General features: G+C 69.3%; 25 protein-coding genes. 11 read left to right on the top strand and 14 right to left on the bottom strand.

Annotation, left to right across the window (positions count from 1 at the left end; genetic code table 11):
• Nucleotides 1-2 precede the first annotated feature (2 nt).
• Nucleotides 3-1,022: a phosphogluconate dehydrogenase (NAD(+)-dependent, decarboxylating) gene (gene gnd / locus VFZ09_RS16250; RefSeq protein ID WP_329728494.1), complete on the bottom strand. Its 1,020-nt coding sequence runs from the start codon at nt 1,020-1,022 to the stop codon at nt 3-5.
• 260 nt (nt 1,023-1,282) lie between these two features.
• Between gnd and VFZ09_RS16245 the strand changes: the two genes are divergently transcribed.
• Entirely contained in the window at nt 1,283-3,091 is a 1,809-nt protein-coding gene (locus tag VFZ09_RS16245) for a glycoside hydrolase family 15 protein (RefSeq protein WP_329728493.1), read from the top strand.
• Here VFZ09_RS16245 and VFZ09_RS16240 read toward each other — a convergent pair.
• The 4 genes from VFZ09_RS16240 to VFZ09_RS16225 form a co-directional block, all read right to left on the bottom strand.
• Nucleotides 3,088-3,807, bottom strand: a complete 720-nt coding sequence (locus tag VFZ09_RS16240; protein WP_329728492.1) for an Imm52 family immunity protein — start codon at nt 3,805-3,807, stop codon at nt 3,088-3,090. The genes VFZ09_RS16245 and VFZ09_RS16240 overlap by 4 nt on opposite strands.
• Complete coding sequence (locus VFZ09_RS16235; protein WP_329728491.1) at nt 3,804-5,228, bottom strand: Tox-REase-5 domain-containing protein; 1,425 nt, start codon at nt 5,226-5,228, stop codon at nt 3,804-3,806. Before VFZ09_RS16235 ends, VFZ09_RS16240 begins: the two co-directional genes overlap by 4 nt.
• A 597-nt stretch (nt 5,229-5,825) precedes the next feature.
• On the bottom strand, nt 5,826-6,356 hold the full coding sequence (locus VFZ09_RS16230) for a hypothetical protein (RefSeq protein ID WP_329728490.1): 531 nt from the start codon (nt 6,354-6,356) through the stop codon (nt 5,826-5,828).
• 36 nt (nt 6,357-6,392) lie between these two features.
• Nucleotides 6,393-7,163: an SDR family oxidoreductase gene (locus VFZ09_RS16225; RefSeq protein ID WP_329728489.1), complete on the bottom strand. Its 771-nt coding sequence runs from the start codon at nt 7,161-7,163 to the stop codon at nt 6,393-6,395.
• 219 nt (nt 7,164-7,382) lie between these two features.
• Between VFZ09_RS16225 and VFZ09_RS16220 the strand changes: the two genes are divergently transcribed.
• The 4 genes from VFZ09_RS16220 to VFZ09_RS16205 all read left to right on the top strand — a co-directional run bounded on the left by VFZ09_RS16220 (nt 7,383) and on the right by VFZ09_RS16205 (nt 11,024).
• Nucleotides 7,383-8,507: a Kelch repeat-containing protein gene (locus tag VFZ09_RS16220; RefSeq protein WP_329728488.1), complete on the top strand. Its 1,125-nt coding sequence runs from the start codon at nt 7,383-7,385 to the stop codon at nt 8,505-8,507.
• Between the two features lie 216 nt (nt 8,508-8,723).
• Nucleotides 8,724-10,196, top strand: a complete 1,473-nt coding sequence (locus tag VFZ09_RS16215) for an ELWxxDGT repeat protein (RefSeq protein ID WP_329728487.1) — start codon at nt 8,724-8,726, stop codon at nt 10,194-10,196.
• Between the two features lie 172 nt (nt 10,197-10,368).
• Nucleotides 10,369-10,695 (top strand): hypothetical protein, encoded by a 327-nt coding sequence (locus VFZ09_RS16210; protein ID WP_329728486.1) that lies wholly within the window; start codon nt 10,369-10,371, stop codon nt 10,693-10,695.
• A 74-nt stretch (nt 10,696-10,769) separates the two neighbouring features.
• The gene (locus VFZ09_RS16205; protein WP_329728485.1) at nt 10,770-11,024 is read left to right on the top strand and encodes a hypothetical protein; all 255 of its coding nucleotides are present in this window, start codon (nt 10,770-10,772) and stop codon (nt 11,022-11,024) included.
• A 111-nt stretch (nt 11,025-11,135) separates the two neighbouring features.
• Here the strand turns inward: VFZ09_RS16205 and VFZ09_RS16200 are convergent, their stop codons facing one another.
• Complete coding sequence (locus tag VFZ09_RS16200; RefSeq protein ID WP_329728484.1) at nt 11,136-11,945, bottom strand: hypothetical protein; 810 nt, start codon at nt 11,943-11,945, stop codon at nt 11,136-11,138.
• A 264-nt stretch (nt 11,946-12,209) separates the two neighbouring features.
• Between VFZ09_RS16200 and VFZ09_RS16195 the strand changes: the two genes are divergently transcribed.
• A complete protein-coding gene (locus VFZ09_RS16195; RefSeq protein ID WP_329728483.1) occupies nt 12,210-13,460 on the top strand; it encodes a hypothetical protein in 1,251 nt (416 codons plus the stop codon).
• Nucleotides 13,461-13,462: 2 nt separating this feature from the next.
• On the opposite strand, the gene VFZ09_RS16190 is transcribed toward VFZ09_RS16195, so the two are convergent.
• The 5 genes from VFZ09_RS16190 to VFZ09_RS16170 all read right to left on the bottom strand — a co-directional run bounded on the left by VFZ09_RS16190 (nt 13,463) and on the right by VFZ09_RS16170 (nt 17,342).
• Nucleotides 13,463-13,795, bottom strand: coding sequence for a MazG nucleotide pyrophosphohydrolase domain-containing protein (locus tag VFZ09_RS16190; protein ID WP_073565996.1), 333 nt, complete (start codon nt 13,793-13,795; stop codon nt 13,463-13,465).
• Between the two features lie 137 nt (nt 13,796-13,932).
• Nucleotides 13,933-15,165: an MlaD family protein gene (locus VFZ09_RS16185; protein WP_329728482.1), complete on the bottom strand. Its 1,233-nt coding sequence runs from the start codon at nt 15,163-15,165 to the stop codon at nt 13,933-13,935.
• Nucleotides 15,162-15,980 carry an ABC transporter ATP-binding protein gene (locus VFZ09_RS16180; RefSeq protein ID WP_329728481.1) on the bottom strand — a complete coding sequence of 273 codons (819 nt, stop codon included), beginning with the start codon at nt 15,978-15,980 and terminating at the stop codon, nt 15,162-15,164. Before VFZ09_RS16180 ends, VFZ09_RS16185 begins: the two co-directional genes overlap by 4 nt.
• Nucleotide 15,981: 1 nt before the next feature.
• Nucleotides 15,982-16,725: an ABC transporter permease gene (locus VFZ09_RS16175; RefSeq protein WP_329728503.1), complete on the bottom strand. Its 744-nt coding sequence runs from the start codon at nt 16,723-16,725 to the stop codon at nt 15,982-15,984.
• Nucleotides 16,726-16,823: 98 nt separating this feature from the next.
• Complete coding sequence (locus tag VFZ09_RS16170; protein ID WP_329728480.1) at nt 16,824-17,342, bottom strand: hypothetical protein; 519 nt, start codon at nt 17,340-17,342, stop codon at nt 16,824-16,826.
• 191 nt (nt 17,343-17,533) lie between these two features.
• Between VFZ09_RS16170 and VFZ09_RS16165 the strand changes: the two genes are divergently transcribed.
• Nucleotides 17,534-17,908, top strand: coding sequence for a hypothetical protein (locus VFZ09_RS16165; RefSeq protein WP_329728479.1), 375 nt, complete (start codon nt 17,534-17,536; stop codon nt 17,906-17,908).
• A 69-nt stretch (nt 17,909-17,977) separates the two neighbouring features.
• On the opposite strand, the gene VFZ09_RS16160 is transcribed toward VFZ09_RS16165, so the two are convergent.
• A complete protein-coding gene (locus VFZ09_RS16160; RefSeq protein ID WP_329728478.1) occupies nt 17,978-18,337 on the bottom strand; it encodes a hypothetical protein in 360 nt (119 codons plus the stop codon).
• A 102-nt stretch (nt 18,338-18,439) separates the two neighbouring features.
• On the bottom strand, nt 18,440-19,063 hold the full coding sequence (locus tag VFZ09_RS16155) for a GNAT family protein (protein ID WP_329728477.1): 624 nt from the start codon (nt 19,061-19,063) through the stop codon (nt 18,440-18,442).
• A gap of 271 nt (nt 19,064-19,334) precedes the next feature.
• On the opposite strand from VFZ09_RS16155, the gene VFZ09_RS16150 reads away from it, so the two are divergent.
• Nucleotides 19,335-19,517, top strand: a complete 183-nt coding sequence (locus VFZ09_RS16150) for a hypothetical protein (protein WP_329728476.1) — start codon at nt 19,335-19,337, stop codon at nt 19,515-19,517.
• Nucleotides 19,518-19,523: 6 nt separating this feature from the next.
• On the opposite strand, the gene VFZ09_RS16145 is transcribed toward VFZ09_RS16150, so the two are convergent.
• Complete coding sequence (locus VFZ09_RS16145; RefSeq protein ID WP_329728475.1) at nt 19,524-20,402, bottom strand: LysR family transcriptional regulator; 879 nt, start codon at nt 20,400-20,402, stop codon at nt 19,524-19,526.
• 116 nt (nt 20,403-20,518) lie between these two features.
• Here VFZ09_RS16145 and VFZ09_RS16140 point away from each other — a divergent pair, with 116 nt between their 5' ends.
• The 3 genes from VFZ09_RS16140 to VFZ09_RS16130 are packed head-to-tail and all read left to right on the top strand — an operon-like array spanning nt 20,519 to nt 23,120.
• Nucleotides 20,519-20,815: a YiaA/YiaB family inner membrane protein gene (locus VFZ09_RS16140; protein ID WP_329728474.1), complete on the top strand. Its 297-nt coding sequence runs from the start codon at nt 20,519-20,521 to the stop codon at nt 20,813-20,815.
• Between the two features lie 22 nt (nt 20,816-20,837).
• Complete coding sequence (locus VFZ09_RS16135; RefSeq protein ID WP_329728473.1) at nt 20,838-22,397, top strand: AAA family ATPase; 1,560 nt, start codon at nt 20,838-20,840, stop codon at nt 22,395-22,397.
• 3 nt (nt 22,398-22,400) lie between these two features.
• Nucleotides 22,401-23,120 carry a hypothetical protein gene (locus VFZ09_RS16130; protein ID WP_329728472.1) on the top strand — a complete coding sequence of 240 codons (720 nt, stop codon included), beginning with the start codon at nt 22,401-22,403 and terminating at the stop codon, nt 23,118-23,120.
• Nucleotides 23,121-23,148 lie beyond the last annotated feature (28 nt).

Here is a 23,148-nt window from a genome sequence, read left to right as displayed (position 1 = left end):
GCTCACCCTCCTCCCTTCTTCTCCAGGTGCCCGCCGAATTCGAAGCGCATGGCGGACAGCAGCTTGTCGGCGAAGTCCCCCTCCCCGCGGCTGCGGAAGCGCTGGGTCAAGGCACTGCCGAGCACCGGCGCGGGCACGCCCTCGTCGATGGCCGCCGCCTGCGTCCACCGCCCCTCGCCGGAATCGGAGACGCGGCCGGAGAACTCGCTCAGCTCGGGGTTGCCGCGCAGGGCGTGCGCGGTGAGGTCCAACAGCCAGGAGCCGATGACGCTGCCCCGCCGCCACAGCTCGGCCACCTCGGGCAGCTCGAAGTCGTACTGATAGTCCTCGGGGTTGCGCAGCGGCGCCGTCTCCGCATCGGTGGCGTGCCGGTGCAGACCCACGTCGGCGTGGCGCAGGATGTTGAGCCCCTCGGCATAGGCGGCCATGAGGCCGTACTCGATGCCGTTGTGCACCATCTTCACGAAGTGGCCCGCTCCGTTGGGCCCACAGTGCAGCCAGCCCTGCTCGGCCGGGGACGGCGGGCCCTCGCGCCCGGACGTGCGCGGCGCGGCCTGGACTCCCGGGGCCAGCGCGATGAACACGGGCTCGAGCCGGCCCACCGGCTCCCGCTCGCCGCCAATCATCAGGCAGTAGCCCCGCTCCCGGCCCCACACGCCGCCGCTCACGCCCACGTCCACGAAGTGCAGGCCCCGCTCGCGCAGCCGCGCCGCGCGCCGCAGGTCATCGTGGTAGTACGAGTTGCCCCCGTCGATGACGGTGTCGCCGGCCTCGAGTAACGGCACCAGCCGCTCGAGCGTGTCCTCCACCACGCCCGCCGGCAACATCAACCAGACCGCGCGAGGCGCCTGGAGCTGGAGGACCAGCTCCTCGAGGGAGAAGGCACCCACGGCCCCCTCGGCCTGGAGTTGCTCGACGGCTTCGCGGCGTACATCGGTGACGACACAGCGGTGCCCCGCGGCGAGCAGCCGCCGCACCATGGCGGCGCCCATCCGGCCGAGGCCGATCATTCCCAGCTCCATTCCCCTCATTCCTCCTCGGGGAGCGTGGCCGGTCCACCCTCACGGGCCGGCGAGGCCCGGTTGCCCGTCCGGCCCTCCACCCCACGCGTGCGCCGTTGGGGTGCCCTCGTCAACCTGTGCACCGGGCGGGAGACACGGCAGCGTCGCCAACTGGGAGCGCCCGCCGGAGCCCCCGTGTCCCCGAGGGAAGACGGGACGGCCGAGCGGCCCGGGCTCGCCCGCTTGTCCCCCGCCGTCCGGGTCCCCACCTTGGGAGTGACATGTCCCGGCCCATCGAGGACTACGCCCTCATCGGAGACACCCACACGGCGGCGCTGGTGGGGCGGGACGGCTCCATCGACTGGCTGTGCCTGCCCCGCTTCGACTCGGGTGCCTGCTTCTCGGCCCTGCTGGGCGAGCCGAAGCATGGCCGCTGGCTGCTGACCCCCGCGGGTGGCGCTCCTTCGCGAGTGCGGCGGCGCTACCGGCCGGAGACGCTCATCCTGGAGACGGAGCTCATCACCCCCGAGGGAGTGGTGCGGCTGGTGGACTGCATGCCGCCGAGGGACCGGGTTCCCGACGTGCTGCGCCTGGTGGAGGGAGTGAAGGGCCAGGTGCGCATGCGGATGGAGCTCATCATCCGCTTCGACTACGGGGCGGTGGTGCCCTGGGTGACGAAGGAGGACGGGGCACTGCACGCGGTGGCCGGGCCGGACGCGCTCATCCTGCACACGCCCGTGGCGTTGCACGGCCGGGGCCTCACCACGGTGGCGGAGTTCACCGTGTCCGAGGGGCAACGCGTCCCCTTCCTCCTGCGCTGGCATCCCTCGCACGAGCCTCCACCGCCCGCGTTGGAAGTCGAAACGGCGGTGGAGGACACCGAGGCCTGGTGGCGGGAGTGGTCGAGCCGCTGCGTCTACGGAAATGGCCCCTGGCGCGAGGCCGTCCACACCTCGTTGAGGGTGCTCAAGGCGCTCACCTACGCGCCCACGGGAGGAATCGTGGCGGCGGCCACCACGTCGCTGCCCGAGCGGCTCGGCGGCGTGCGCAACTGGGACTACCGCTTCTGCTGGCTGCGGGACGCCACCTTCACGCTGTACGCGTTGATGCTCAGCGGCTTCCGGGAGGAGGCCGCGGCCTGGCGGGACTGGCTGCTGCGCTCGGTGGCGGGAGACCCGGCGAAGCTTCAAATCATGTATGGCGTCGCGGGCGAGCGCCGCCTCACCGAGTCGTCACTGGAATGGCTGCCGGGGTACGAGCACTCGCAACCAGTGCGGACGGGGAACGCCGCCGTCCATCAATTCCAGTTGGATGTCTTTGGCGAGCTGATGGATGCGTTGCACCAGTCTCGCCGCGTGGGCATCACCACGGACCGGCGGGCCTGGAAGCTGACGCAGGTGCTGATGGATTGGCTGGAGTCCGGGTGGAAGCGTCCGGACGAGGGCATCTGGGAGGTGCGGGGCCCGAAGCAGCACTTCACGCACTCGAAGGTCATGGCATGGGTGGCCTTCGACCGGGCGGTGAGGGCGGTGGAGGGCTACGGACTGGAAGGGCCGGTGGAGCGCTGGCGGCGGATTCGCGACACCCTCCACGCGGAGGTGTGCGAGCACGCCTGGGACTCACGGCTCGGCGCCTTCACACAGGCGTATGGCTCGGGGAGCCTGGACGCGAGCCTGCTGTTGATGCCCATCGTGGGATTCCTTCCGCCAGGGGATCCGCGGATGGTGGGGACGGTGAGCGCCATCGAGCGGGAGCTGATGCACGGGGGGCTGGTGCGGCGCTACCACACCAGCACGACAGGAGACGGACTGCCCGCGGGCGAGGGCGTGTTCCTCGCCTGTTCCTTCTGGCTGGCGGACAACTACGTGCTGCAGGGGCGCATGGACGAGGCCCGGGCGCTCTTCCACCGGCTGCTGGACCTGCGCAACGACGTGGGGCTGCTGTCCGAGGAGTATGACCCGGACGAGAAGCGCCTGCTGGGCAACTTCCCCCAGGCCTTCTCGCACGTGGGAATCGTCAACACGGCCTTCAACCTCACCGAGCACCTCACCAGCCCCGCCGAGCACCGCCAGAGCTTCAACGGCTCTTAGGAGAGGACCGGCCGAAGCAGGTCCTTCGCCTCCAACACCTCCTGAACCCTGCGCCCGAGCGAAACGTGCTCCGGGTTGGCGGCGCTGAGCCGCTCCGGCGCGCCGATGATCAGGTTGCCCTTGTCCTCGATGGGCTCAACGCGGACGGGCGGCGGTAGTGGCGGAATCTCACCGCGAGTTCGGGCAACGTAGGTAAGCCAACCCACAAAGCCTCTCGGATCTCTCGCAGGCCGAAGCGCCCTGCGAAACTCATGGGTGGCGACGACGCCAAAGAGCGGCTCCCACGCGAGCACCATGGCCCTCAGCACATTCACCAGGACAGGAGCTGTCAGCACACGTGAGCCCTCTGGCTCAACGTCCGTCCGAGGGAGATGAAGCAAGCAGCAATTGGGGTACGCCCCAGATGCATCCCCACACGTGAGGTGCACCATGCCCCCGCGCCCGGCCTCCGCGTGCCCCGTCCAGGCCCCAAGGCTGAATCCGTCCTTTCCGAGCTGGTTCTCCTCACACTGAAAGAAGCGAAGGAAGGTCTCAAAGTCTGGCGTGAACTCCCGCTGGAGCGCTTCCTCCGGTGAGTCTCCCTGCTCGAACCAACGAGCGTAGATCTCGTCGCACTGCGCGAGGAGACGAAAGAAGGCAACCGAACGCCGGGCGCACTCCTCCGCGGACTCGAGCCGGGCTGGCCAGTAGACGCCTGCGTAGTATCTCTCCGTCATGGCACTCCTCCCGCTGCAACCCGCTGGTAGACAATCTCAATCCCGTGAAGGCCCTCGTTCTCGAGCATCTTCTCGAGAATACCGACCATCTCCGGCTCCGCCACGTACCACCGGATAGGGACTCCACCAGCGACCCTGCTCTGGCGCTTTGCTGTCTCCAGCAGCTTCTTCGCGCCCCGGAAATATTCCTTGGGCTCGAGGTTCTCGTCGTAGTGCTTGGCGTAGCTGAACGCCTTGCCGTCCTGCAGAACACCCTCCGAGATGCTGTAGCCGTCGAAGTCCGCCTTTTCTCCATTCCTCCAAACACGGTAGACCCATCCCGGCGGCGCCCCCGTCACCTGGCATTGGTAGCAGCGAGAGTCCTCCGACATGCTCTCGTTTGCCTGCTCCCACTTCCCAGGACCGCCGGACGGAGGCCAGCCGCCCCCGCCCTGAGCGCCCATGTTGGCCATGTGCAGGACGTAGGTGGCACTCAGCGCGTTTCCCGCAACTGCAACCGCGCCCCCGACAGGAACCGCGACCACGCGCACCGCGAGAAGCCCATCGCCCGAGAGCGACAAGAGCGGCACACCCATGCTTCCAAGCCTCCCGCCCCAGGACGCGGCCTTCGCAGCCCCCGCCCCGGCGGTGCCTACCGTCAGGACCATCCCCGTCGCCAGCCGCGAGATCGTCCGTACCCTCTCCGCATAGGGCTTGTGGCGGAACTCTTCCCAGAGCTGCGGAGAGTTCTCGTACAGCTGCCTCACCGCACCCGGAAGCCGTGCCAGCCCCTCGAGTGTCTCGCCCGTGTAGAAGACAAGCCGGTAGAGGCCCTCCACCACATCCACGACCGCGAGCACGGCGCCCTCGGCCAGCGCGAGCGCCGGGTTGTCGTCGGGCGCATACAAGCCCGCCGGCCGAGCCCCCTTTGGAACCTCGAGCTGCTGGTTCACCGGAAACAGGCGCTCGCCCTCGATGGCGTAGAATGGACCCACCTCGAAGCGCCCGGCCCGGAGCGTGCCGTCCTCGGCGAGCACGACCTGCCCCGCCTTCTGGACTGCTCCTCCAGAGGTGGTCCTCACCAGGTATCCGTCTGGACGAAGCACCAGCAGTCGCGAAAAGCGCCGCATGCGCGCGTGGAGCTCGTCCCTCGTCACCACCTCGCTCCCCGTAGCCACCTCCAAGAGCAGGTGCGCTGCCATGCGGCGAAGCCCGAAGTTACCCAGTGTCACCGGCGTGGAGAGCAGATGAGGCACGAGCTCCAGCGCTTGCCGCGGCGATAGCGTCCGCCCATCCCGGGGCAACGCGGTACTCGGGACGCCCGCCTGCGAGAGGAACCCCTGGAAGTAGTCGAGCGTCATGGGCACCTCGAACGGCCGTCCGTCGCCCACTCCGTCCGGCCACCCAATGCCCTTCCCCTCCAGGTCCTCCTCGTCATCCACGCTCGCAGCACGCGCTCGATGCCACGCCCGCGCTGGCGCCCCGGCCTTCTCGTCCGTGCCCACCGCCGGGACACCGGCTTCACGCGCCTCAGTCCGCGGGCCAGTGCCCTCCAAGTCCTCGGAGGCATCCCCGGTCCTCGGTGCAGACACCTCCAGGGCCTGGACAGTGATCTCCTGTGGCCTGGGACTCGTGCGATGCACTCGCCTCCGATGGCGCGAACCACCCCCCGGCAGCCCGCCCATGGGGGACCCCGTTGCGCACGCCGTCTGCAGCCCGAGGAGCACCAGCACCATGACGCGCGCCGCCCACCAGGCCCTGCCCCACGGGCGTCCCCGAAGCGCGAACTGCGTACCGCCGCCCTCCCCCGCACCAGGACTCCGGTACTCCTTCAGCATGGCGCTGGCCTTTCCCCCAGGAGAAACAACCCTGGGACATAGCCATCAGTCAGCCGCTAACGCCTCACGGCGCCGTATCCGCGGCCACCCGAGGCCCCGAGAGCAGCTTCGGCAACTCCGTCGCGTGGAAGGACTCCATCTCCACGCCACCTCCACAGTGCACACCGCCCGCCCGCTCGCGCGAGAGGGGGTCGCTCCGATTCAGACGCGGAAGGGGCCCGGGTGCTCCTCGGGCCAGAGCACCCGGGGCTCGCCGTCCTCGGGCACCCGGGCGATGACCGCTCCCTCCAGCAATTCCTCGTCGTCGAGCACCTCGAGGAAGGTGCGCACGGCGATGTCCGGGTCCATCACCCGGCAGAAGACATTCATGCGCCCGGGCTGCGTCTCGCCGCCCTCCACCTCGCCATTGCCCGTCCAGCCCAGCGCGTCCGTGAGCACCTCCTCCACCGCGTGGCGCTTCTGGAAGTCCTGCCCCGAGCCCTTGCCCTGCAGCGCGTACTGGACGACGAGCGGCGTCATGGCTTCCGGGTCGGGCTCGTCATACCCCTGGTCCACGAGCGGCTCGGCCGCCTGGGCGATGACCATGTCCGGGTCCTCGTCCGCGGGGACGGGGGTGTCGCGCTGCTCCCCCATCTCGCCCACGACGCCCTGGTGCACGGTGAGCGTCTCCCCGTTCACCCAGGCCTCCCAGTAGCGGAGCGTGTCGCCTTCCTTCTTGTAGAGCCTCAGCACGCGCGCACTCTACACGCGAGCGCCCTCCCGCCCGAGTCAGAAGGCACGGCCCTGTCCACCATCCACCGGCACCGTGGCGCCCGTCACCCAGCGCGCCCGCTCGGAGCACAGGAAGACGACCACGTCCGCCACCTCCTCGGGCGTGCCGAAGCGGCCCCAGGGCAACTCCTCACGCACCATCTTCTCCACCTTCTCCGGCTGCGCCTGCCGCCTCCGGTCCCAGCTGCCCCCGGGAAAGAGGATGGAGCCCGGCGCCACCCCGTTGACGCGGATGCGGTGGCGCGCCAGGTCCAACGCCATCTCCTTGGTGAGCGCCATCAGGCCCGCCTTGGCCGCCGTGTAGGGCGCGCTGGTGCCGTACTCGCGGCCGTAGATGGAGTTGATGTGCACGATGCAGCCGCCGCCCCGGGCCTTCATCCCCTCCACCGCGTGCTGGCTGCACCACACGGAGGCCATGAGGTTGCGGTCCACCACGTCCTTCCACTGCGCGGCCGTGGCCACGTCGAAGGCGCCCGCGCCCCCGCTGCCGCCCACGTTGTTGACGAGGATGTCCAACGCCCCGAAGGCCCTCACCGCCGCGTCCACCGCCGCCGCCGCGCCCTCGGGTGTGGCCACGTCCCCCACCACGGTGGCCACCTCGGCACCGGAGGCCCGCAGCTCCGCCGCCGCCTTCTCCAGTGCCTCCGCGCCGCGCGCGCTCAGACACACCCGCGCGCCCTCGCGGGCCAGCGCCGTGACGATGGCCCGGCCGATGCCCCGGCTGCTGCCCGTGACGAGTGCCGCCCTGCCCTTCAATTCCAGGTCCATGCGGCACCTTCTACCCCGCCCCGGAGCCACGAATGGCTCCACATGCGAGGGATTCAAAGGAGTACAGCGGCGGACCCAATCCCACCCATGAATCAGGGGTATTGCGTAGGTGCACCGGGCGCATGACGCGGGGGGGCGCAACGGGAATGCGCTGCGATTCAGTTAAACTGATTACCCGGTCAATTCCTGGCCGCGGGACAACTAGAGGGAGGGGTACACATGAAGACAACCCGTTTGTCGTTGTTGCTGGCGGGCCTCGCATCCATGGCCGTGGGATGCCAGCCCGAGACCGGGGCACCACCCACGCAGGCGCCTGGCGCCACGCTGAAGGCCCACGAGGCGGCGCTGGCCACGCCCGTCGGAACCTGGACGAGCAATGCCTCATCACTGAACGCGCACTCCGGAGGCCACACCGCCACCCTGCTCAACGGCCCGGGGAACGTGCTGGTGGTGGATGGCAGCGGGGCGGAGGTCTACAACCCGTACACCAACGCGTGGCGGCGCACGGCCTCGCCGCTCAACGCCCACACGCTCCACACCGCGGCGGAGCTCTCCGGCTCGGGCCAGGTGCTGGTGATGGGCGGCCATGCCGGAACCTGGGGAGATTGGACCTCGAACGCGGAGCTGTACGACCCGGCCACCGAGACGTGGAGCTCCGCGGCCCCCATGCTCACGCCCCGCGGCAACCACACCTCCACGCTGCTCGACTCGGGCAAGGTGCTGGTGATGGGCGGCAACACGCCCGCCAACTGGGAGGGGCCCGAAGCGGAGGTGTATGACCCGGAGACGAACACGTGGAGCGGTGTCTCCTCGGGCCTCATCCTCCCGCGCAGCCGCACCGCCCTGACGGTGCTCTACTCGGGCCAGGTGCTGGTGACCGGTGGCTACCTGTGGGCGCACTCCGGCACCGCCACCTCCGAGGCCTGGCTCTATGACCCGGCCTCGAACAGCCTGTCGCGCGCCGGCAACCTGGCCCGGGCCCGCCACGGCCACGCCGCCCTCCGGCTCTACTCGGGCAACGTGCTCATCGTCGGCGGCATCGACGGCGGCAACACGGTGGAGCTCTACGATCCGTACCTCAACCAGTGGTCCCTGGGCCCGCCCTTCCCCTACGACCTGACGCCGCTCTTCTCCGCGACGATGCTCTACTCGGGCGAGGTGCTGGTGACGGACGCCATCGGCCAGGCTGCGCTGTATGACCCGGCGACGAACACGTGGACGCCCACGCCGAACATGAAGCAGGGCCGCTCGTCCCCGACGGCCACCCTGCTCCACACGGGCGAGGTGCTGTTCGTGGGTGGCACCAGCAGCAGCCCGCGCTCCGTGGAACGCTTCACGCGCTGAGCGGGCGGAAGACGGCAGGCCACCGGGAGGGCGCCCACTCGCCCGCCCGGTGGTTCCCCCCTGGATGTGCTCGCCATCGCAACGAGTGGCGCGCGCAACTGCATGACTGTCGATGCACGACCGCCCGTTGCACCCGTGCACGGGTGGGCAGCCGGACTCTCGTGAGCACATTGCGGCCCCACGCGGCGCCAGCCGCCACTGCAGGAGCTGCACACGATGAGATACTGGAGAGCCGTTCCGGCCTTGCTGGCACTCGCCACGGGCTGCGCCGTTCCCCTCGAGGACGAGACCCCGGCGGGCGACGGGCTCGCCACGCTGGAGTCGAGCGTCACCTGGGAGCCCTGCACGGCCAAGGCCCGCATGCTGAGGGACATCCAGCCCGGAGCACCGGGCTCGCTGCCGGAGAGCCTGGTGAAAGGCGCGGACGGTCTGTTCTTCACCGCGGATGACGGGGTGCACGGCCGCGAGCTGTGGGTGAGCAGCGGCACGGGGGGAACGGGCACCTTCCTGGTGAAGGACGTCCGCCCGGGGCTCGACAGCGCCGAGCCCAACGAGCTCACCGTGGTGGGAGACAGGGTCTTCTTCACCGCGGACGACGGGGTGCACGGCCGCGAGCTGTGGGTGAGCGATGGCACGGCCACGGGCACCTCGCTGGTGAAGGACATCCACGCCTCGCCGTTGGAGATTGGCCCGAGCGGGCTGGTGGAGTTCGACGGGCGGGTCTACTTCGCCGCGAATGACGGGGTGCACGGACGCGAGCTGTGGGTGAGCGATGGCACGGAGGCGGGCACCTTCATGGTGGAGGACCTGTACCCGGGCGGCGACATCTTCGACCCGGACAGCCCGGGCTCATCCAGCCCGCGCCGCATGACGCGCACGCCGAACGCCTTCTATTTCGTGGCCAACGTGGGCCGGGACGTGAAGCTATGGCGCAGCGAGGGCGAGCCGGGCGCCACGCCAGTCTTCGAGGCCTTCGAGGACAACGTCATCTTCCGCATGACGCCGGTGGGAAGCGGGCAGCTGTTCTTCCTCGTGGACAACGACGAGGGCGAGGCGAGCCTGTGGGTGACGCGGGGGACCCTCGGGAGCACGAGGAGGCTGCGCTTCTTCCACGGGGCCTACCCGCATGACCTGACGGCGCTGAACGGGAAGCTCTATTTCAGTGCCGGACGGGGGAGTGACGGACTGGAGGGGGAGCCCGAGGGCGAGGAGCTGTGGGTGAGCGATGGAACGACGCGGGGCACGCGGGTACTCGAGGACATCCACCGGGGCGCGGGAGATTCGCGGCCGGGCTCGCTGACGGTGATGAACCGCAGGCTCTTCTTCGCGGCGGACGATGGGAGGCGGGGACGCGAGCTGTGGGTGAGCGATGGGACGTCCGGTGGCACGCGGCTCTTCAAGGATCTCGAGCCGGGCGCAGCGGGCGCGTCGCCCACGGAGCTGACGGCCATCCAGGACACGCTCTTCTTCAGCGCGGAGACGGCGGAGAAGGGCCGGGAGGCGTGGGTGAGCGACGGCACGTCCCGCGGCACGCGCGCGCTCACGGAGCTGGCACCGGGGCCCACGGGCTCCGACCCGAGCGACTTCATCCGCTCGGGGTGGGACGTCTTCTTCAGCGCGGATGACGGCGAGCATGGCCGCGAGCTGTGGGCCCTGCCCTTCCGTCCCGAGGGCCACTGCGGCCGGTAGCTCCGGAGGTGAACGCCAGTGTGGCTCGCGGGCGTCCGGTCCATGGACGACCCGCCGCTCACCCAGGAGGCAACCAGACGTGACCCGGGCTCCGTGCCTCCGTCACGTCTGGGATTGCCCGCATACCCGTGACTCCCCACGTTTGCGGCGACGAGGGGGAGAGGAGTGCGCCATGGTCCGCGGAACCACCCGTCCCAGTCACTACTTCACCCCACGGACACTCGTGGCGTACGCCATCGCGTATGCGATCGCCGCCGGGGCGTGCGTGCTGGGCTACCTGATGCGCGCGGTGCCCTGGCTGGCCGTGGGCCTCTGGCTCGCGGCCAGTCTCTCGGTGCTGCTCATCGACCGGGCGATCGTCGAGCGGACGCCCCACGGGCCCCACCACGGCGAGTCGGAGAACCTCGGCGCCATCTTCCAGGGCACGCCCGCGGCGCTCACCGTGATTGGCATCATGGCGCTCGCCTCCCTGCTCGTTTCATTTTTCGTGCACTGGTAGGGAACATTCCCGTCACAAGCGCGAAGTGACGCCATCTGTGTAGCAAAACCCCCACACAGCATGGAGCACTTCTCATGGCGACCCCAACCACTTCCCTCAAGACGTTCGCGATGTACGCGCTGGGCTACGCGCTGACCATCGCCGCGCTGCTGCTCGACATCCGCTACGGCCAGGCGATCTTCGCGCTCGCCGCGTTCGTGGGCTCGGTCGCGGTCACGGCCCACCTCCTGTACCAGACGGCCCGCGCCATGGCGTACAGCCCGACGGCGGACCAGTTGAGGCCCATCGCCGTGCACGTGACGGCAGACGGCCAGCGCCTGGCCGCCTGACCGCTGGTGCGAGTTCCCCGGGCATGCATTCCGGGGAATGAAGCGCCTCCCTCATCCACCCCTCTCGCAAGAAAGGGAAAAATCAGGCTCTTGGGTGGAGGGGGCTGTCGCTCACTGAAGTTCGCAGCAGATGGCGATGGCGGTGGCCTTCGCGGTCGTCGAAGCCGGTCCTCTCAAGGTACAGGTGTAGGAGTAGACTCCACTCACCCAGCCCATATGGGAAACGGCCGCAACCGTGGACGAGTTCGAGTAGCACGAGCCACCCGTCAGGAATTCTCCAGACACACAACCCACGTGGGAACCAGGGTAGGCATAGCTGTTCACCGCAGGTCCAGCCACATAACGGCAGGACAGCACCTTGTTGGGTCCTGGAACGCCCTGAGGACCCTGGGGGCCCGGCTCGCCCTGGGGACCCTGCGGACCCACCGCGCCCATCGGCCCCGGATCGCCCTTGAGACCCTGCTGGCCCATCGGTCCCTGCGGGCCGATCGGACCCTGCGGACCCACCGGGCCCTGCGGCCCCACCGCGCCCATGGTCACCTCGAAAGTGTCGTTCTGCTCCACGTTGGAACCGGTCGACATCGTCAGCCGATAGGAACCGGAGCGCATGAGCATCGGAGGCAGGTAGACGACCACCGTGGAGGGACCGTAGGTCTTGACGGTCACCCCGATCTCCATGAGATGGACGATGGGCGGGACACCGGTGGCGGTATTGAAGTTACGGCCATAGATGAACATCTGGCCCTGGGCGTAATCCACCTCCACGTTCGTGATGGCCAGCCGGTTCTGGGTGTCCTGCGCCTGCGCCTGTGCAGAAACCGTGAGTCCCGCCATCACGCCCGTCAGAACTCCCAGGCGGGTGGTCATGGACGACATGCGCAGCCCGACCGCCAAGGTCCTCTTCCTGAAGAACTTCATCATGAGCAGTGGTCTTCTCTTTTGATGTGTGAATTTGCGATGCGCCTGAGGGCGCGCACCATTGGCATCCACCCTACAGGAAAAGCCATCCATTCCAAGAGGCACGAAAGACAGCCATCCCAGGCAGGCTGCTGCTCGAACGAGCGTGAGAACCCCGTCTCCAGAACATTGGCAGGCAAACATTCTTCCCGGAGACCCATCACAGGCTGCACGCTTCTCACAGTGCGGCGCCCCCTGAGCAGTTACGCTGACAGAACCCCTGCTCTCATGGTCTCTTCCGCCCCACTCCCAGTTGCCCGAGGCACGCGCGAGCTGCACCGCCTGCTGCGGCAGGCCGTCGATCTCCGGACCCTCGATCTGGAGGGCTTCCGCCGCTGGCTCACCGGCCAGCTGCCCTTCTGGGAGTCGGACCCGGCCTTCGTTCAGCGCGCTCGAATCCGTGACCTGCGGCGGGCCCATCCCGAACTCCATGCGCTGGAGCGGACCTGCCGTCGCGCCTCCGCCGCGGACGAGGCCTCTCCCCACTTCGCGCGCCTGCTCCAGATAGGAGAGGAACTCACCAGGACTGGGAAGGCCATCGCGGGACTCAGTGCGGCACTCGCCCGGGCCGAACCAGAAGCACAACCAGCACTGCGGCGGAAGCTCGAGGGCTTCCAGGACAGACAGCGGGCACTTCAACGCGAACAGGAGCAACGGACCCAGGCGAGCCCTCCGCGTCAGGAATTGCTCCGCGTCCGTGAGGAATTGCGGCAGCTCCGCTCACGCCTGGGGCTGGAGCGCGCGGAAGCCGAGCTGGCCGGGCTGTTGCTGAACCAGGGCCACCGGTCCGGGCACACGGGGGGAGACTTCGAGCACCAGGTCCTCGCGCTGACGTGGCAGGCCATCGTGCCCGAGCTGCTCGGGAGGGCGCGGGCCGGAGCCACGTCTCGGCTCCGGGTGCTCACGGGCGTCGGTCTCGGCGCGGCGCGGACCGAGCTCGATCAACTGCTCATCCGTCAGCCGCTCCGCCCCGGGCAACCGGTGGAGGTGCTCGCCCTGGTCGAGGTGAAGCGCAACCTCAATGACGTGGCCCACGGCTTCCGCCGCCGCCAGGAGAACCTGGCCTGGTTCACGGGGGATACCGCGCACTACGACTCGAAGGAGTATCGAACCCGCTACTTCCGCTCCGGGCACTTCGACCGCGAGGCCGTGCACGAACAGGACGGAGAGCGCTTCCTCTTCACGCGCGGCTCCTTCCGGCACTTCCGGCGCGAGCCCGGCCAGGGCCCGTTCCTGCGCCGCCTGTACTTCATCACCCGCACGAGCACCCTGGCCGGCGTCTCCGCCGCGGCGCTGGCCCGCATCCGCCACCGCGTCGCCACCGATGAGCGCTTGCGGCTCCAGGACGACGCCTCCCTGCGCGAGCTGCTGCGCTGGTGCCAATCCCTGGCGGAGCCCCTGGAGGCTCCGGACGTGCTCCGGCTGTACTGCTCGGTCCCGGGGCGCGGCCGTCAGATCCTGGTGCTCCGCCGCCCGTAGCCTCAGCTCCAGGTGCGCTGCTGGTTCTTCGCGTTCTTCTCGCGGAACGCCTGCTCCAGGTCCACGTCCACCCGGTTGGCGATGGCCACCAGGTAATTGAAGACGTCCACCAGCTCCTCGGCGAGGTTGGCCTTCGCCTGCTCCGTGGGCGTGCCCTGGCCCTCGTCGAAGAGCTTGTTGTAGCGGCGCACCGCCTTGAACAGCTCTCCCATCTCCTCGCCCATGAGGAAGCAGTTGTGCACCAGGTCCACCTTCAGCCATCCATGCATCGTCTCGAGCTCATGGATGTACCGCTGGTAGTCCTTCATCGACGCGTTCTCGGGGAGGGTGATCATGCCGTCCTTCCTCGCTGGAGGACCTCCGGCTGTCAATCGTCTCGACAGATGAACGGGCCCGCTCCGCACGGATGGGAACTCGCGAGCCGGATACCCTCACCCCGACCCTCTCCCGGAGGGCGAGGGGATGTCGTTGCTCAAGGGACGGGGGGTGGCGGCGGCAGGACGAGCGGTGTCTTCGGTTCGTCCGGCGTATGCCCGCCCGCGCCGCCGATTCCCGTCCGCGACTCCTCGTCCTTCGGCGGCTCGATGGGCTTGCCCACGTACTGCACGTTGTCGTTGTTGGTGATGGCGAAGCGCACCAGCGTGCGCAGCACCCGGTTGCGCCGCACGTTGCCCACCACCTCCCGCAGGTCCTCGTACACCGTGGGGTCCTTCAGGATGCCGCCCAGCGAGCCCTCGCCCCTGGCCACCATGGAGGTAATCTGCTTGATGTCCGCCGCCGCGCTGCCCAGGTCCGCCAGCATGTTGCCCGCCTTCCCGTAGACGAGCTGGTGCACCGCGCCGTCCGGGTTCTTCTTCGCGTCCTCCATCAGCACCGCGAGCTGTCCCGCCGCTGCCCCCAGCTCGCCCAGCGCCTTGGCGCCTTCCTGGCCGTAGATGAGCGCGTGCGCCGAGCCATCGCCGTTCTCCACCTCGTCGAGCAGGCCCTCCACGTGCCCGAGCGCCTTCTCCATCCGCAGCGCCGTGCGCGAGGCATTGGCCATCAGCCGGCGCACCTCGTTGCCCGTCCGCTTGTCGTAGATGAGCGCGTGCAGGGCGCCGTCCCCACTCTCCACCTCCTCGAGCAGCTTGCGCAGGCTGCGCATGCTGGCGGCCAGGTCCTCGGTCACCTGCGGCGTGGCGAGATCCTCCACCGACTTGCGCACCGTGCGGCTCACGGCCACCGTGTCCTCCATCACCTGCGCCGCGCTGCGCATCAGCGAGGAGATGTCCGCGCCGCTCGCGCTCGGAATCTCCCCGCCCGGCGCCACCGCGGGCTGGTCCGGCGAGCCGACGGTGATGTCCACCGCCTTGTCTCCCAGCACGCCCATGCTCGACAGCCGCGCCACCGAGTCTCCCCGCACCCGCGACGCGTGCTCCGAGCTCATCCGCAGCATCACCTCCAGCCGCGTCTCCCCGGGCCTCGAGGGGAAGCTCACCCCGGCCACCCGGCCCACCTCCAGGCCCCCCAGCCACACCGGGGACTCCTCGGTCAGGCCCTCCACGTTCTCGAAGTAGGTGCGGTACACCACCTCCTTCTCGAAGAGGTGGGTCTCGTTTCCGATGAGGAAGACGACGAGGCCCGCCATGCCCATGGCCACCGCCACGAAGGCGCCCACCCGCAGCGCCCGGCGCTTCTCCGCCGATGTGGTGCTGAACAAGCTCATCGCACTGCCTCCTGCGCCCACGGCGCCTGCCGCCGCGCGTCCAGGAAGGCCCGCACCTCCGGCACCGTGGATGCCTGCATCTCCTCCGGCGTCCCCACCTGCATGATGCGCCGGTTGGCCAGCATCGCGATGCGGTCGGACACCGTGAAGGCACTCATCATGTCGTGGGTCACCACGATGGACGTGCACCCGAGCTGCTTCTGCATGGAACGAATCATCTGGTTGATGTTCTCGGTGGTGACGGGGTCCAACCCCGTGGTGGGCTCGTCCCAGAGGATGACCTCGGGGTCCGTGGCGATGGCCCTCGCCAGGCCCACGCGCTTCTTCATGCCGCCGGACAGGTCCGCCGGCTTCATGTCCTCGATGCCCGGCAGGTTCACCAGCTCCAGCTTCCGGGCCACCCGCTCGCGAATCTCCTCGGGGGGCATGCGCGGGAAGTGCTCGCGCAGCGGGTAGGCGATGTTCTCCCCCACCGTCAGCGAGTCGAAGAGCGCCGAGCCCTGGAACACCATCGCCACGTGCCGGCGCACGCCGATGAAGTCCTCCTCGTGGAAGCCCGTCAGGTCCTGCCCCTCGAAGAGGATGTGTCCCGCGTCCGGGCGCAGCAGGCCGATGAGGCACTTGAGCAGCACGCTCTTGCCCGTGCCCGAGCCGCCAATCACCGTGAGCGTCTCGCCCGCGTACACGGACAGCTGCAGATCGTCGAAGACGTGCTTGGGCCCGAAGGACTTCTGCAGGTGCTCGAAGCGGATGAGCTCCTCGCCCCGGGTGGGCGGCCGGAACTGCAGACGGGGTGGATGGCGTCGGAGGAGCATCTCAGAAGGTCAGGGTAATCTTGGTGATGAAGAAGTCGGCCAGACACACCGAGACGGAGGTGATGGCCACCGTCTGCGTGGTGGCGCGGCCCACGCCCTCGGTGCCGCCCTCGACGGTGAGCCCCTTGAAGCAGCCCACCACGCCGATGATTCCCCCGAAGATGAAGCCCTTGAAGACACCGGAGAGGAAGTCGCTCATCAGCAGGATGTCCAGCGCCCCCTGGAAGAACAGGTGGAAGCTGATGCTGTACTGCACGTTGACCACGAGGGCGCCGGCCAGCATGCCGATGACGTCCGCCAGCACGGTGAGCGCGGGCGTGAGCAGCAGGCAGGCCAGCACCCGGGGCACCACCAGCTTGCGCAACGGATCCGCCCCCAGCGCGCGGATGGCGTCCACCTGCTCGGTGACCGTCATGGAGCCCAGCTCCGCGGCGATGCCCGAGCCCACGCGCGCGCCCACGGTGAGGGCGATGAGCACGGGGGACAGCTCCCGGAAGAGGGTGAGCACCACCACCCGGCCCACCGTGTACTGCACGCCGAAGCGCGCCAGGAAGAAGCCGAACTGCAACGAGATGACCAGGCCGGCGAAGGTGGCCGTCAGCAGGGCGATGGGCAGCGAGCGCACCCCCAGCGCCTCCATCTGGTAGACGAGCGCCGAGGGCGCGTACGGCGGGCTCACCGCGCGCACCGCCACCTGGCCCGTCATCACCACCAGCGAGCCCAGCCGCGCCATCCGCTCCGACATGCGCTGGGTGAAGGAGCCGCCCAGCGGGTTGATGGCCCCGGCCTGCGACGTCTCCACCGGCCGGCGCAGACGAGAAGGATTGAGCCCGGCATCCGTGCTCATGAGGCACTCTCCGCGTGGAAGCCGCGCACCAGCGACTCGAAGCCCTCGAGCCGCTCCTCGTAGCGCCCCAGCGGCGCCACGTAGGTGAAGTCGTAGACGCACCGGTCCTTCTTGAGCACCAGGAAGAGCAGCTCCACCGGCACCCCGTCCAGCTTGGCCCGGTAGCGCGAGCGCAACGCCTCGCGCTCGTCCACCACCACCGTCTGTTGCTCCACCTCCAGCCGCTCGGTGAAGCCCATGACGAGGTGGCGCGTGAGCACGTCCAGCGGCGCGTCCTCGTGCTCCTGGCAGGTGGAGTTCACCGACAGCGCGTGGCCGGACGCGTCCGTGTACCAGGCCAGGTCGTTGTTGGGCAGCTTCACCCGCTGCCAGCCGGGCGGCAGCGCGCCGAGCCGGTAGCGCACCCCGGGCTTGGAGAAGACGTGGTCCTCGAAGCGCACCCCGCGGTGGCACCCCACGGCGGACGCGAGCAGCAAGGACAACGGAAGGACGTGGCGGAGGACGGCCCTGCTCATCGCCGCGAGGGTAGGCACCCCTGCAAGAGGCGGTGAGTTGTGGCGGGAATGAAAGGTTGAATGTCCGCCACGCGGAGGGCTGCCGGACGAGCCGGGCGCACGCCGCGCCGAGCGTTCCTCCAGTGGTGGACAGATGCGGATGTTAGGGCCTGAACCCTTGCTTCTGGCAAATCCGGAGGAGGAGGCACCTCATGGACGGTGGGTTGGGGCTGTTCGGATTGGGATTGTTCCTGCTGTCGATTGCCCTCCTGTATGCCCGGGAGGCCTTCGGGCTGGCGTGGCTGCTGTTGGCGATGTCGCTCGTCTCCATGGGCCTGGCCATGTCGGAGTCACCCCGGCGGCGGGAGGTGGCACTGGGAATCGGGGCGGTGTGCGTGCTGGCGGCGCTGGTGAGTCTGGCCTTCGCGGTGTCGTGGTGGTGGGTGGTGGCCACGGGCATCTTCGGGGTGGCCTACCTGGTGCTGTGGGCGGAGTTCCGCTTCCCCTACTTCCAGCACATGCCGCAGGAGGCCGCGGGGCCGGGCACTCCGCTCCTGCGGCGCTTCCGCCTGCGCCGGCGGGCGTGAAGACACGGCGGCCCGCCGTGGGCGTCACGGCGGGCCGGTGAGGAGCCAGGGGGCCTGGGAGACGGACTCCTAGAGCTGGCCCTTCTGCTGGAGCACCCAGAGGGTGGCGGCGACGATGTCCGGGCAGTCGAAGACGCGCTGGGCCTCGCCCACGGAGCTCCAGGTGGAGCCACCCTTGTAGATGCGGCCGTTCTCGATGGTGGCCTGGGTGCTGCCGCCCACCTCGACGGCGTAGTCATCGCCGCGCTTCACGGCCTTGCCTCGAGTACTGCCACCCTTCTCGATGACGATGTCCGCGCCCGAGGTGCGCACGGTGTATTGGGTGGTGCCGCCCTTCTCCACCCGGTTGCCCCTGCACGTGTAGTCGGCGGCGAAGGCGGGCACCGGGGCCAGCGTGAGCACGGCGAGCAGCATCGACAGCTTCTTCACGAGACTCCTCCAAGGTAGGGGACGCGCGGTCCCACATGCCCAGGGACCCGACGTAACACCCGGGCCTGACATGCCGCGTCGTAAATGGAGGATTCTTGGAACTCAGAGGATTCTCTGACCGAGGTAGTCGAAGGCCTCGATGGGGACGGCGTGAGCGGGGCCGTGGGGGTACTCGGAGGCCAGGAGGGAGAAGCAGAGGATGTCGCCGCGCACGTGGTGCGGGGCCAGTTGCCGCTCGCGCAGGCGGCCCTCGAGGGTGAAGCCCAGCCGCCGCGCCACGGCCGCGCTGGCCGCGTTGGCGGGGTCGCACGTCAGGTCCACCCGGCTCACCTTGTCGAGCTCGAAGGCGGTGCGGATGACGGCCGCGGTCATCTCGGTGGCCAGGCCCTGGCCGATCGCATCGCGGCGCAGCCAGTAGCCCACCTCGCGAGCGCCGAGGCCCGCCCGGGTGAGCAGCCCCACCTCGCCGAGGAAGCGCCCGGTGTGGAGCTCCACCACCACGTAGGGGCGATCCTGATCCAGGTCGAAGCCGCCCCGCATCTTGCGCAGCTGCGCCACGTGGAGCGCGAGCGGCGGAGGACCCTCGGGTTGGGGAGGGAAGAACTCGTGCAGGTGCGCGCCGCTGGACGTCACCGCCTCCAGGCGGGGCGCGGCGTCGGAGGGCTCGCAGCAGCGCAGCAGCAGCCGGGGAGTCCGGATGCTGTAGGCAGGGGAGGTGGCGCTCATGGCGGGGTTCTTACTCCGGCCCACCGTGGCTCGCTCATCCTGTGCGCCCTGACCGGGGAAGTTCCCGCTGGAGACATCGCTGGACGTGTGGGCCACGGGCCCTCGGCCCTGGTAGCGTGTAGACGTTCGAACCTGGATGGTCCGCCCAGCTGGCCTGTTCCCTCTCAACAGGCGGTCTGTTGCAGTCCTCGGACCCCGGGTGAAACGGCGGTTCTCCGGTGTTGTAGAGGAACGTGGCCGTCCTGGGAGTCAGGGCGGTGTGGAGGAGTGAATGGGTGAAGTGATCATCGTCTCGCTGGTGGGCATGGTGCTGTTCGGAGGCCTCTTCATCCTTCTGTGCCCGGAGTGGTGGAGCAACAGCCTGGGTACGCTCAAGGAGAAGCAGAAGAGCGCCGAGGCCCAGGCCCCCGAGGCTGGCAAGCAGGCGTCTGTCAGCCAGGCAGAGAGGCAGTAGGCCATCTCAGGGCTTCGGCGCGAGCCCCAGCATCGCCTCGATGAGGGGATTGCGCTGCGAGCTCTTGCGCCACGCCACGTAGATGGGGAACTCGCGAGCCGGCTCGGAGAGAGGCCGCGCCACCACGCCAGGCACCTGCGGCCCGCGGGGCTGCAGCGACGCCAGCAGTGAATAGCCGAGCCCCGCCGCGACGAAGCCGAGGATGGTCTCGGACGAATCCGCCGCGTACATCCGCTGCGGCACCACGCCAAAGTGTGAGAGGGCCGCGAGCTGCAGGTCCCTCAACTGTGGATCCGAGCTGTAGGTGATGAAGGGCTCGTCCCGGAACGGCTCGGGGCTCACCGGGCCCTTGCGCGCGAGCCGGTGGTTGGACGGGAACACGAGGAAGGGGCGCGTCTTGCCCACCTGCCGGGCCTCCAGGTCCGCGGGCACCTCGGGCAGGTGGTCCACCAGCAGATCTGCCTCACCCGAGCGCACCAGGGACACCGCGGGCACCTTCGCCTCGAAGAGGGCCACCTCGATGTCGGGCCGCTGGCCCTGCAGCCGCCGCAGCCACGGAGGCAGCAGGTGGCGCAGCGTGTGCCCCGAGGCGTGGATGCGCAGCCGCCCGCCCATCGTGCCCGAGCGCAGTGAGCGCTCCAGCGAGGACAGGCCCTCGTAGAAGGGAGCCAGGTACTCGTAGAGCGCGCGGCCCTGCGGCGTGAGCACGACGCGATCCTTGCCCACCCGCTCGAAGAGGCGCACGCCCAGCTCGGACTCGAGCCGCTTCACCTGCTGGTGCACGCCCGGCTGGGTGATGGGGTACGGGAAGGCGCGGGCCGCCCGGGCGTAACCCTCACAACGTGCCACCCAGTAGAAGCCCTCGAGACGCTGGAGCTGAATCATTCACGGGAGGTTATCGAAGGACGAGCCATTAGTTCCATGCGGTTTGCGAGGAACGGGTGCATTCTGTGTCTCGTCCACGCGCTTCCACCGGAAGCGCCCTTCGAACGAGGTTCACAATGGCCCGCCCCAACACCACCGCCGTGCAGCCGACCCACAGTGGCGCCTGGGTCATCCAGGCCTGGCTCTCCTTCGCACTGGCGATCGGTGTGATGGCCATCGGCATCTACCACCTGCCCGTCGACGGCTGGCAGAAGGCCTTCCTGGGCATGGGCCTGCTCTTCAGCATCGGCTCCACCTTCAGCCTGTCCAAGACGGTGCGCGACCAGCACGAGCAGGACCGGCTCACCGCCCGCATCGACGAGGCCCGCGTCACCAAGCTGCTCGCCGAGGTGGACCCCGTCGCCCTCAAGTAGGCGGGCCTGATATACCCGGGGCATGGTGTCCAGTCCCGCGCTCCCCCGCCCCGGGTCCTCCTCCGCTCCGTGGCTGGAGGAGCTCGACATCCTCATCCGCGCCCGCTACCCGCTCCTCTACCTCGTGTCGTGGGAGGAGCACCGCGTGGACTCGCTGCTCGCGGACATGGCTCGCGCCCACGGCAAGGTGCTCCTGTCCTGGTCCATCACCCGCGGCCTGCGCTACCTCGGCGGCTCCCGCGGCCCCGCGCTCCCCGAGGACACCCGCAACCCCATCGACGCCCTGGCCGCCATCGAGAAGCTCTCCGAGCCCTCGCTCGTCGTGCTCAAGGACTTCCATCCGTATCTGGAGGAGAAGGGTGTGGTGCGCGCCCTGCGCGAGCTCGCCCACGCCCTCAAGAGCACCTTCACCACCGTCATCCTCCTGGCCCCCACGCTCGTCATCCCCACCGAGCTGGAGAAGGAGGTCTCCGTCCTCGACGTCCCCCTGCCCGGCTTCCAGGAGCTGATGAACCTGCTCAAGGAGATCGTCGCGGTGGTGCGGCGGGGCAACAAGGCCACCATCGACCTGTCTCGCGAGCAGGCCGCGCAGCTCATCCAGGCGGCCCAGGGCCTCACGCTGTCCGAGGCGGAGAATGCCTTCGCCAAGGCGATTGCCCACGACGGCAAGCTGAGCGCCGAGGACATCCGCCGCGTCCAGGACGAGAAGCGCCAGGTCATCCGCAAGAGCGGCCTGCTCGAGTACTACCCGCCGGAGCAGGACCTGGGCCACGTGGGCGGACTGCAGCACCTCAAGCAGTGGCTCACCCAACGCACCGCCGCCTTCGGCGAGCGCGCCCGCCAGTTCGGCCTCCCCGAGCCTCGGGGCCTGTTGCTGCTCGGCGTGCAGGGCTGCGGCAAGAGCCTCACCTCCAAGGCCATCGCCGCGCACTGGAACCTGCCCCTGCTGCGGCTCGACATGGGCCGCATCTTCAGCGGCCTCGTGGGCTCCTCCGAGGAGAACCTCCGCAAGGCCATCCGCGTCGCCGAGAGCATCGCCCCCGTGGTGCTCTGGGTGGATGAGATTGAGAAGGGTTTGTCCGGCGTCGCCTCCTCGGGCACCACGGACGGCGGCGTGACGGCGCGCGTCTTCGGCACGCTGCTCACCTGGCTCCAGGAGAAGACGTCTCCCGTCTTCGTGGTCGCCACAGCCAACCGCATTGAAGGCCTTCCCCCCGAGCTGCTGCGCAAGGGCCGCTTCGATGAGATCTTCTTCATCGACCTGCCCGAGGCCGCCGAGCGCCGCGACATCTTCCGCATCCACCTCCAGCGGCGGAAGCGCGACCCGGCCGCGTTCGATTTGAACACGCTCGCCAGCCTGGCCGAGAACTTCAGCGGCGCGGAGATAGAGCAGGCCATCATCGCCGCGCTCTACGAGGCCTTCGGCCAGGGCGTGGAGCTGGAGCAGCGCCACATCGCCGGAGCGCTCCAGGAGACCGTTCCGCTCGCCGTCACCATGCGCGATGACATCGTCCGGCTGCGCGAGTGGGCCCGCGGGCGCACCCGTCCCGCCTCGTCGTCCGGCAGCTCGAGGAAGGAATAGGCGATGTCCACCAACAAGTCCCGATTCCTCCACCTCGAGCGCGCGCGCGGCGAGAAGCCCGGCCCCGAAGGACAGGTGCGCCTGCAGGACGGCGGCCGCTTCGAGTCCGTGGCCGGCCCCGGCCCCGAGGCCCCCGCCTCCGTCCCCGAGGCCCATGTCGAGCGCTTCAAGCTCCATGGACAGACGCCGCTGGCGCTCGATGCCGAGCCCTCGCGGGGACAACAGTTTCCGCGCTGCGTCCGCTGCGAGGCCGAGAACGGCCGCTTCGCCCGGGAGTGCACGACGTGCGGCGCGGACCTCCAGTCCCCCGAGCAGCTCGCCCATGACGCGGAGCGCGCCCGTGCCCGTGAGCAGGCCGAGGCCGAGCTCCAGGCGCAGATGCAGGTCCGCCAGAAGGCCCACCAGCAGGCCACCGCCGAGCAGCTCGCCGAGAAGCAGCGGTACCTGGAGCAGCTGCATCTGGCGCTCGAGCAGGAGCGCTCGTTCGTCAGCAAGCTCGAGCCCCTCTTCACCCCGTGCCTCGCCTTCGGGCTGCTGCGGCTCATCCCCCAGCCGCTCGCTCGCAAGGTGGCCGCGGCCTCCGCCATCGGCCTGCCCGTGCTCCTCGCGCGCTTCGGCAACGAGCCCCTGCGAATGCTCGGGTTCTACCTGGGCGTGCTCGTCATCGTGAGCGTCATCCCCACCTCGCTCCTCACCGCCGGACGCGGGGGACGCTGGGATTAGCACGGCCGTCAGGAAGCCACGGCTCGCT

The sequence above is a fragment of the Archangium sp. genome, assembly GCF_036277355.1.
Classification (GTDB): Bacteria; Myxococcota; Myxococcia; order Myxococcales; family Myxococcaceae; genus Archangium.
The sequence above is the reverse complement of the archived record's forward strand: the minus strand, read 5'-3'. Positions and strand labels throughout refer to the sequence as shown.

Coding starts and splice junctions, on each gene's coding strand:
- VFZ09_RS16225 (WP_329728489.1), bottom strand. CDS start 7,163: ATGGACCTGGAATTGAAGGGCAGGGCGGCACTCGTCACGGGCAGCAGC.
- VFZ09_RS16210 (WP_329728486.1), top strand. CDS start 10,369: ATGGTCCGCGGAACCACCCGTCCCAGTCACTACTTCACCCCACGGACA.
- VFZ09_RS16150 (WP_329728476.1), top strand. CDS start 19,335: ATGGGTGAAGTGATCATCGTCTCGCTGGTGGGCATGGTGCTGTTCGGA.
- VFZ09_RS16165 (WP_329728479.1), top strand. CDS start 17,534: ATGGACGGTGGGTTGGGGCTGTTCGGATTGGGATTGTTCCTGCTGTCG.
- VFZ09_RS16145 (WP_329728475.1), bottom strand. CDS start 20,402: ATGATTCAGCTCCAGCGTCTCGAGGGCTTCTACTGGGTGGCACGTTGT.
- VFZ09_RS16135 (WP_329728473.1), top strand. CDS start 20,838: ATGGTGTCCAGTCCCGCGCTCCCCCGCCCCGGGTCCTCCTCCGCTCCG.
- VFZ09_RS16245 (WP_329728493.1), top strand. CDS start 1,283: ATGTCCCGGCCCATCGAGGACTACGCCCTCATCGGAGACACCCACACG.
- VFZ09_RS16200 (WP_329728484.1), bottom strand. CDS start 11,945: ATGATGAAGTTCTTCAGGAAGAGGACCTTGGCGGTCGGGCTGCGCATG.
- VFZ09_RS16180 (WP_329728481.1), bottom strand. CDS start 15,980: ATGCTCCTCCGACGCCATCCACCCCGTCTGCAGTTCCGGCCGCCCACC.
- VFZ09_RS16175 (WP_329728503.1), bottom strand. CDS start 16,725: ATGTCGGAGCGGATGGCGCGGCTGGGCTCGCTGGTGGTGATGACGGGC.
- VFZ09_RS16220 (WP_329728488.1), top strand. CDS start 7,383: ATGAAGACAACCCGTTTGTCGTTGTTGCTGGCGGGCCTCGCATCCATG.
- VFZ09_RS16140 (WP_329728474.1), top strand. CDS start 20,519: ATGGCCCGCCCCAACACCACCGCCGTGCAGCCGACCCACAGTGGCGCC.
- VFZ09_RS16190 (WP_073565996.1), bottom strand. CDS start 13,795: ATGATCACCCTCCCCGAGAACGCGTCGATGAAGGACTACCAGCGGTAC.
- VFZ09_RS16240 (WP_329728492.1), bottom strand. CDS start 3,807: ATGACGGAGAGATACTACGCAGGCGTCTACTGGCCAGCCCGGCTCGAG.
- VFZ09_RS16215 (WP_329728487.1), top strand. CDS start 8,724: ATGAGATACTGGAGAGCCGTTCCGGCCTTGCTGGCACTCGCCACGGGC.
- VFZ09_RS16185 (WP_329728482.1), bottom strand. CDS start 15,165: ATGAGCTTGTTCAGCACCACATCGGCGGAGAAGCGCCGGGCGCTGCGG.
- VFZ09_RS16155 (WP_329728477.1), bottom strand. CDS start 19,063: ATGAGCGCCACCTCCCCTGCCTACAGCATCCGGACTCCCCGGCTGCTG.
- gnd (WP_329728494.1), bottom strand. CDS start 1,022: ATGGAGCTGGGAATGATCGGCCTCGGCCGGATGGGCGCCGCCATGGTG.
- VFZ09_RS16195 (WP_329728483.1), top strand. CDS start 12,210: ATGGTCTCTTCCGCCCCACTCCCAGTTGCCCGAGGCACGCGCGAGCTG.
- VFZ09_RS16170 (WP_329728480.1), bottom strand. CDS start 17,342: ATGAGCAGGGCCGTCCTCCGCCACGTCCTTCCGTTGTCCTTGCTGCTC.
- VFZ09_RS16205 (WP_329728485.1), top strand. CDS start 10,770: ATGGCGACCCCAACCACTTCCCTCAAGACGTTCGCGATGTACGCGCTG.
- VFZ09_RS16130 (WP_329728472.1), top strand. CDS start 22,401: ATGTCCACCAACAAGTCCCGATTCCTCCACCTCGAGCGCGCGCGCGGC.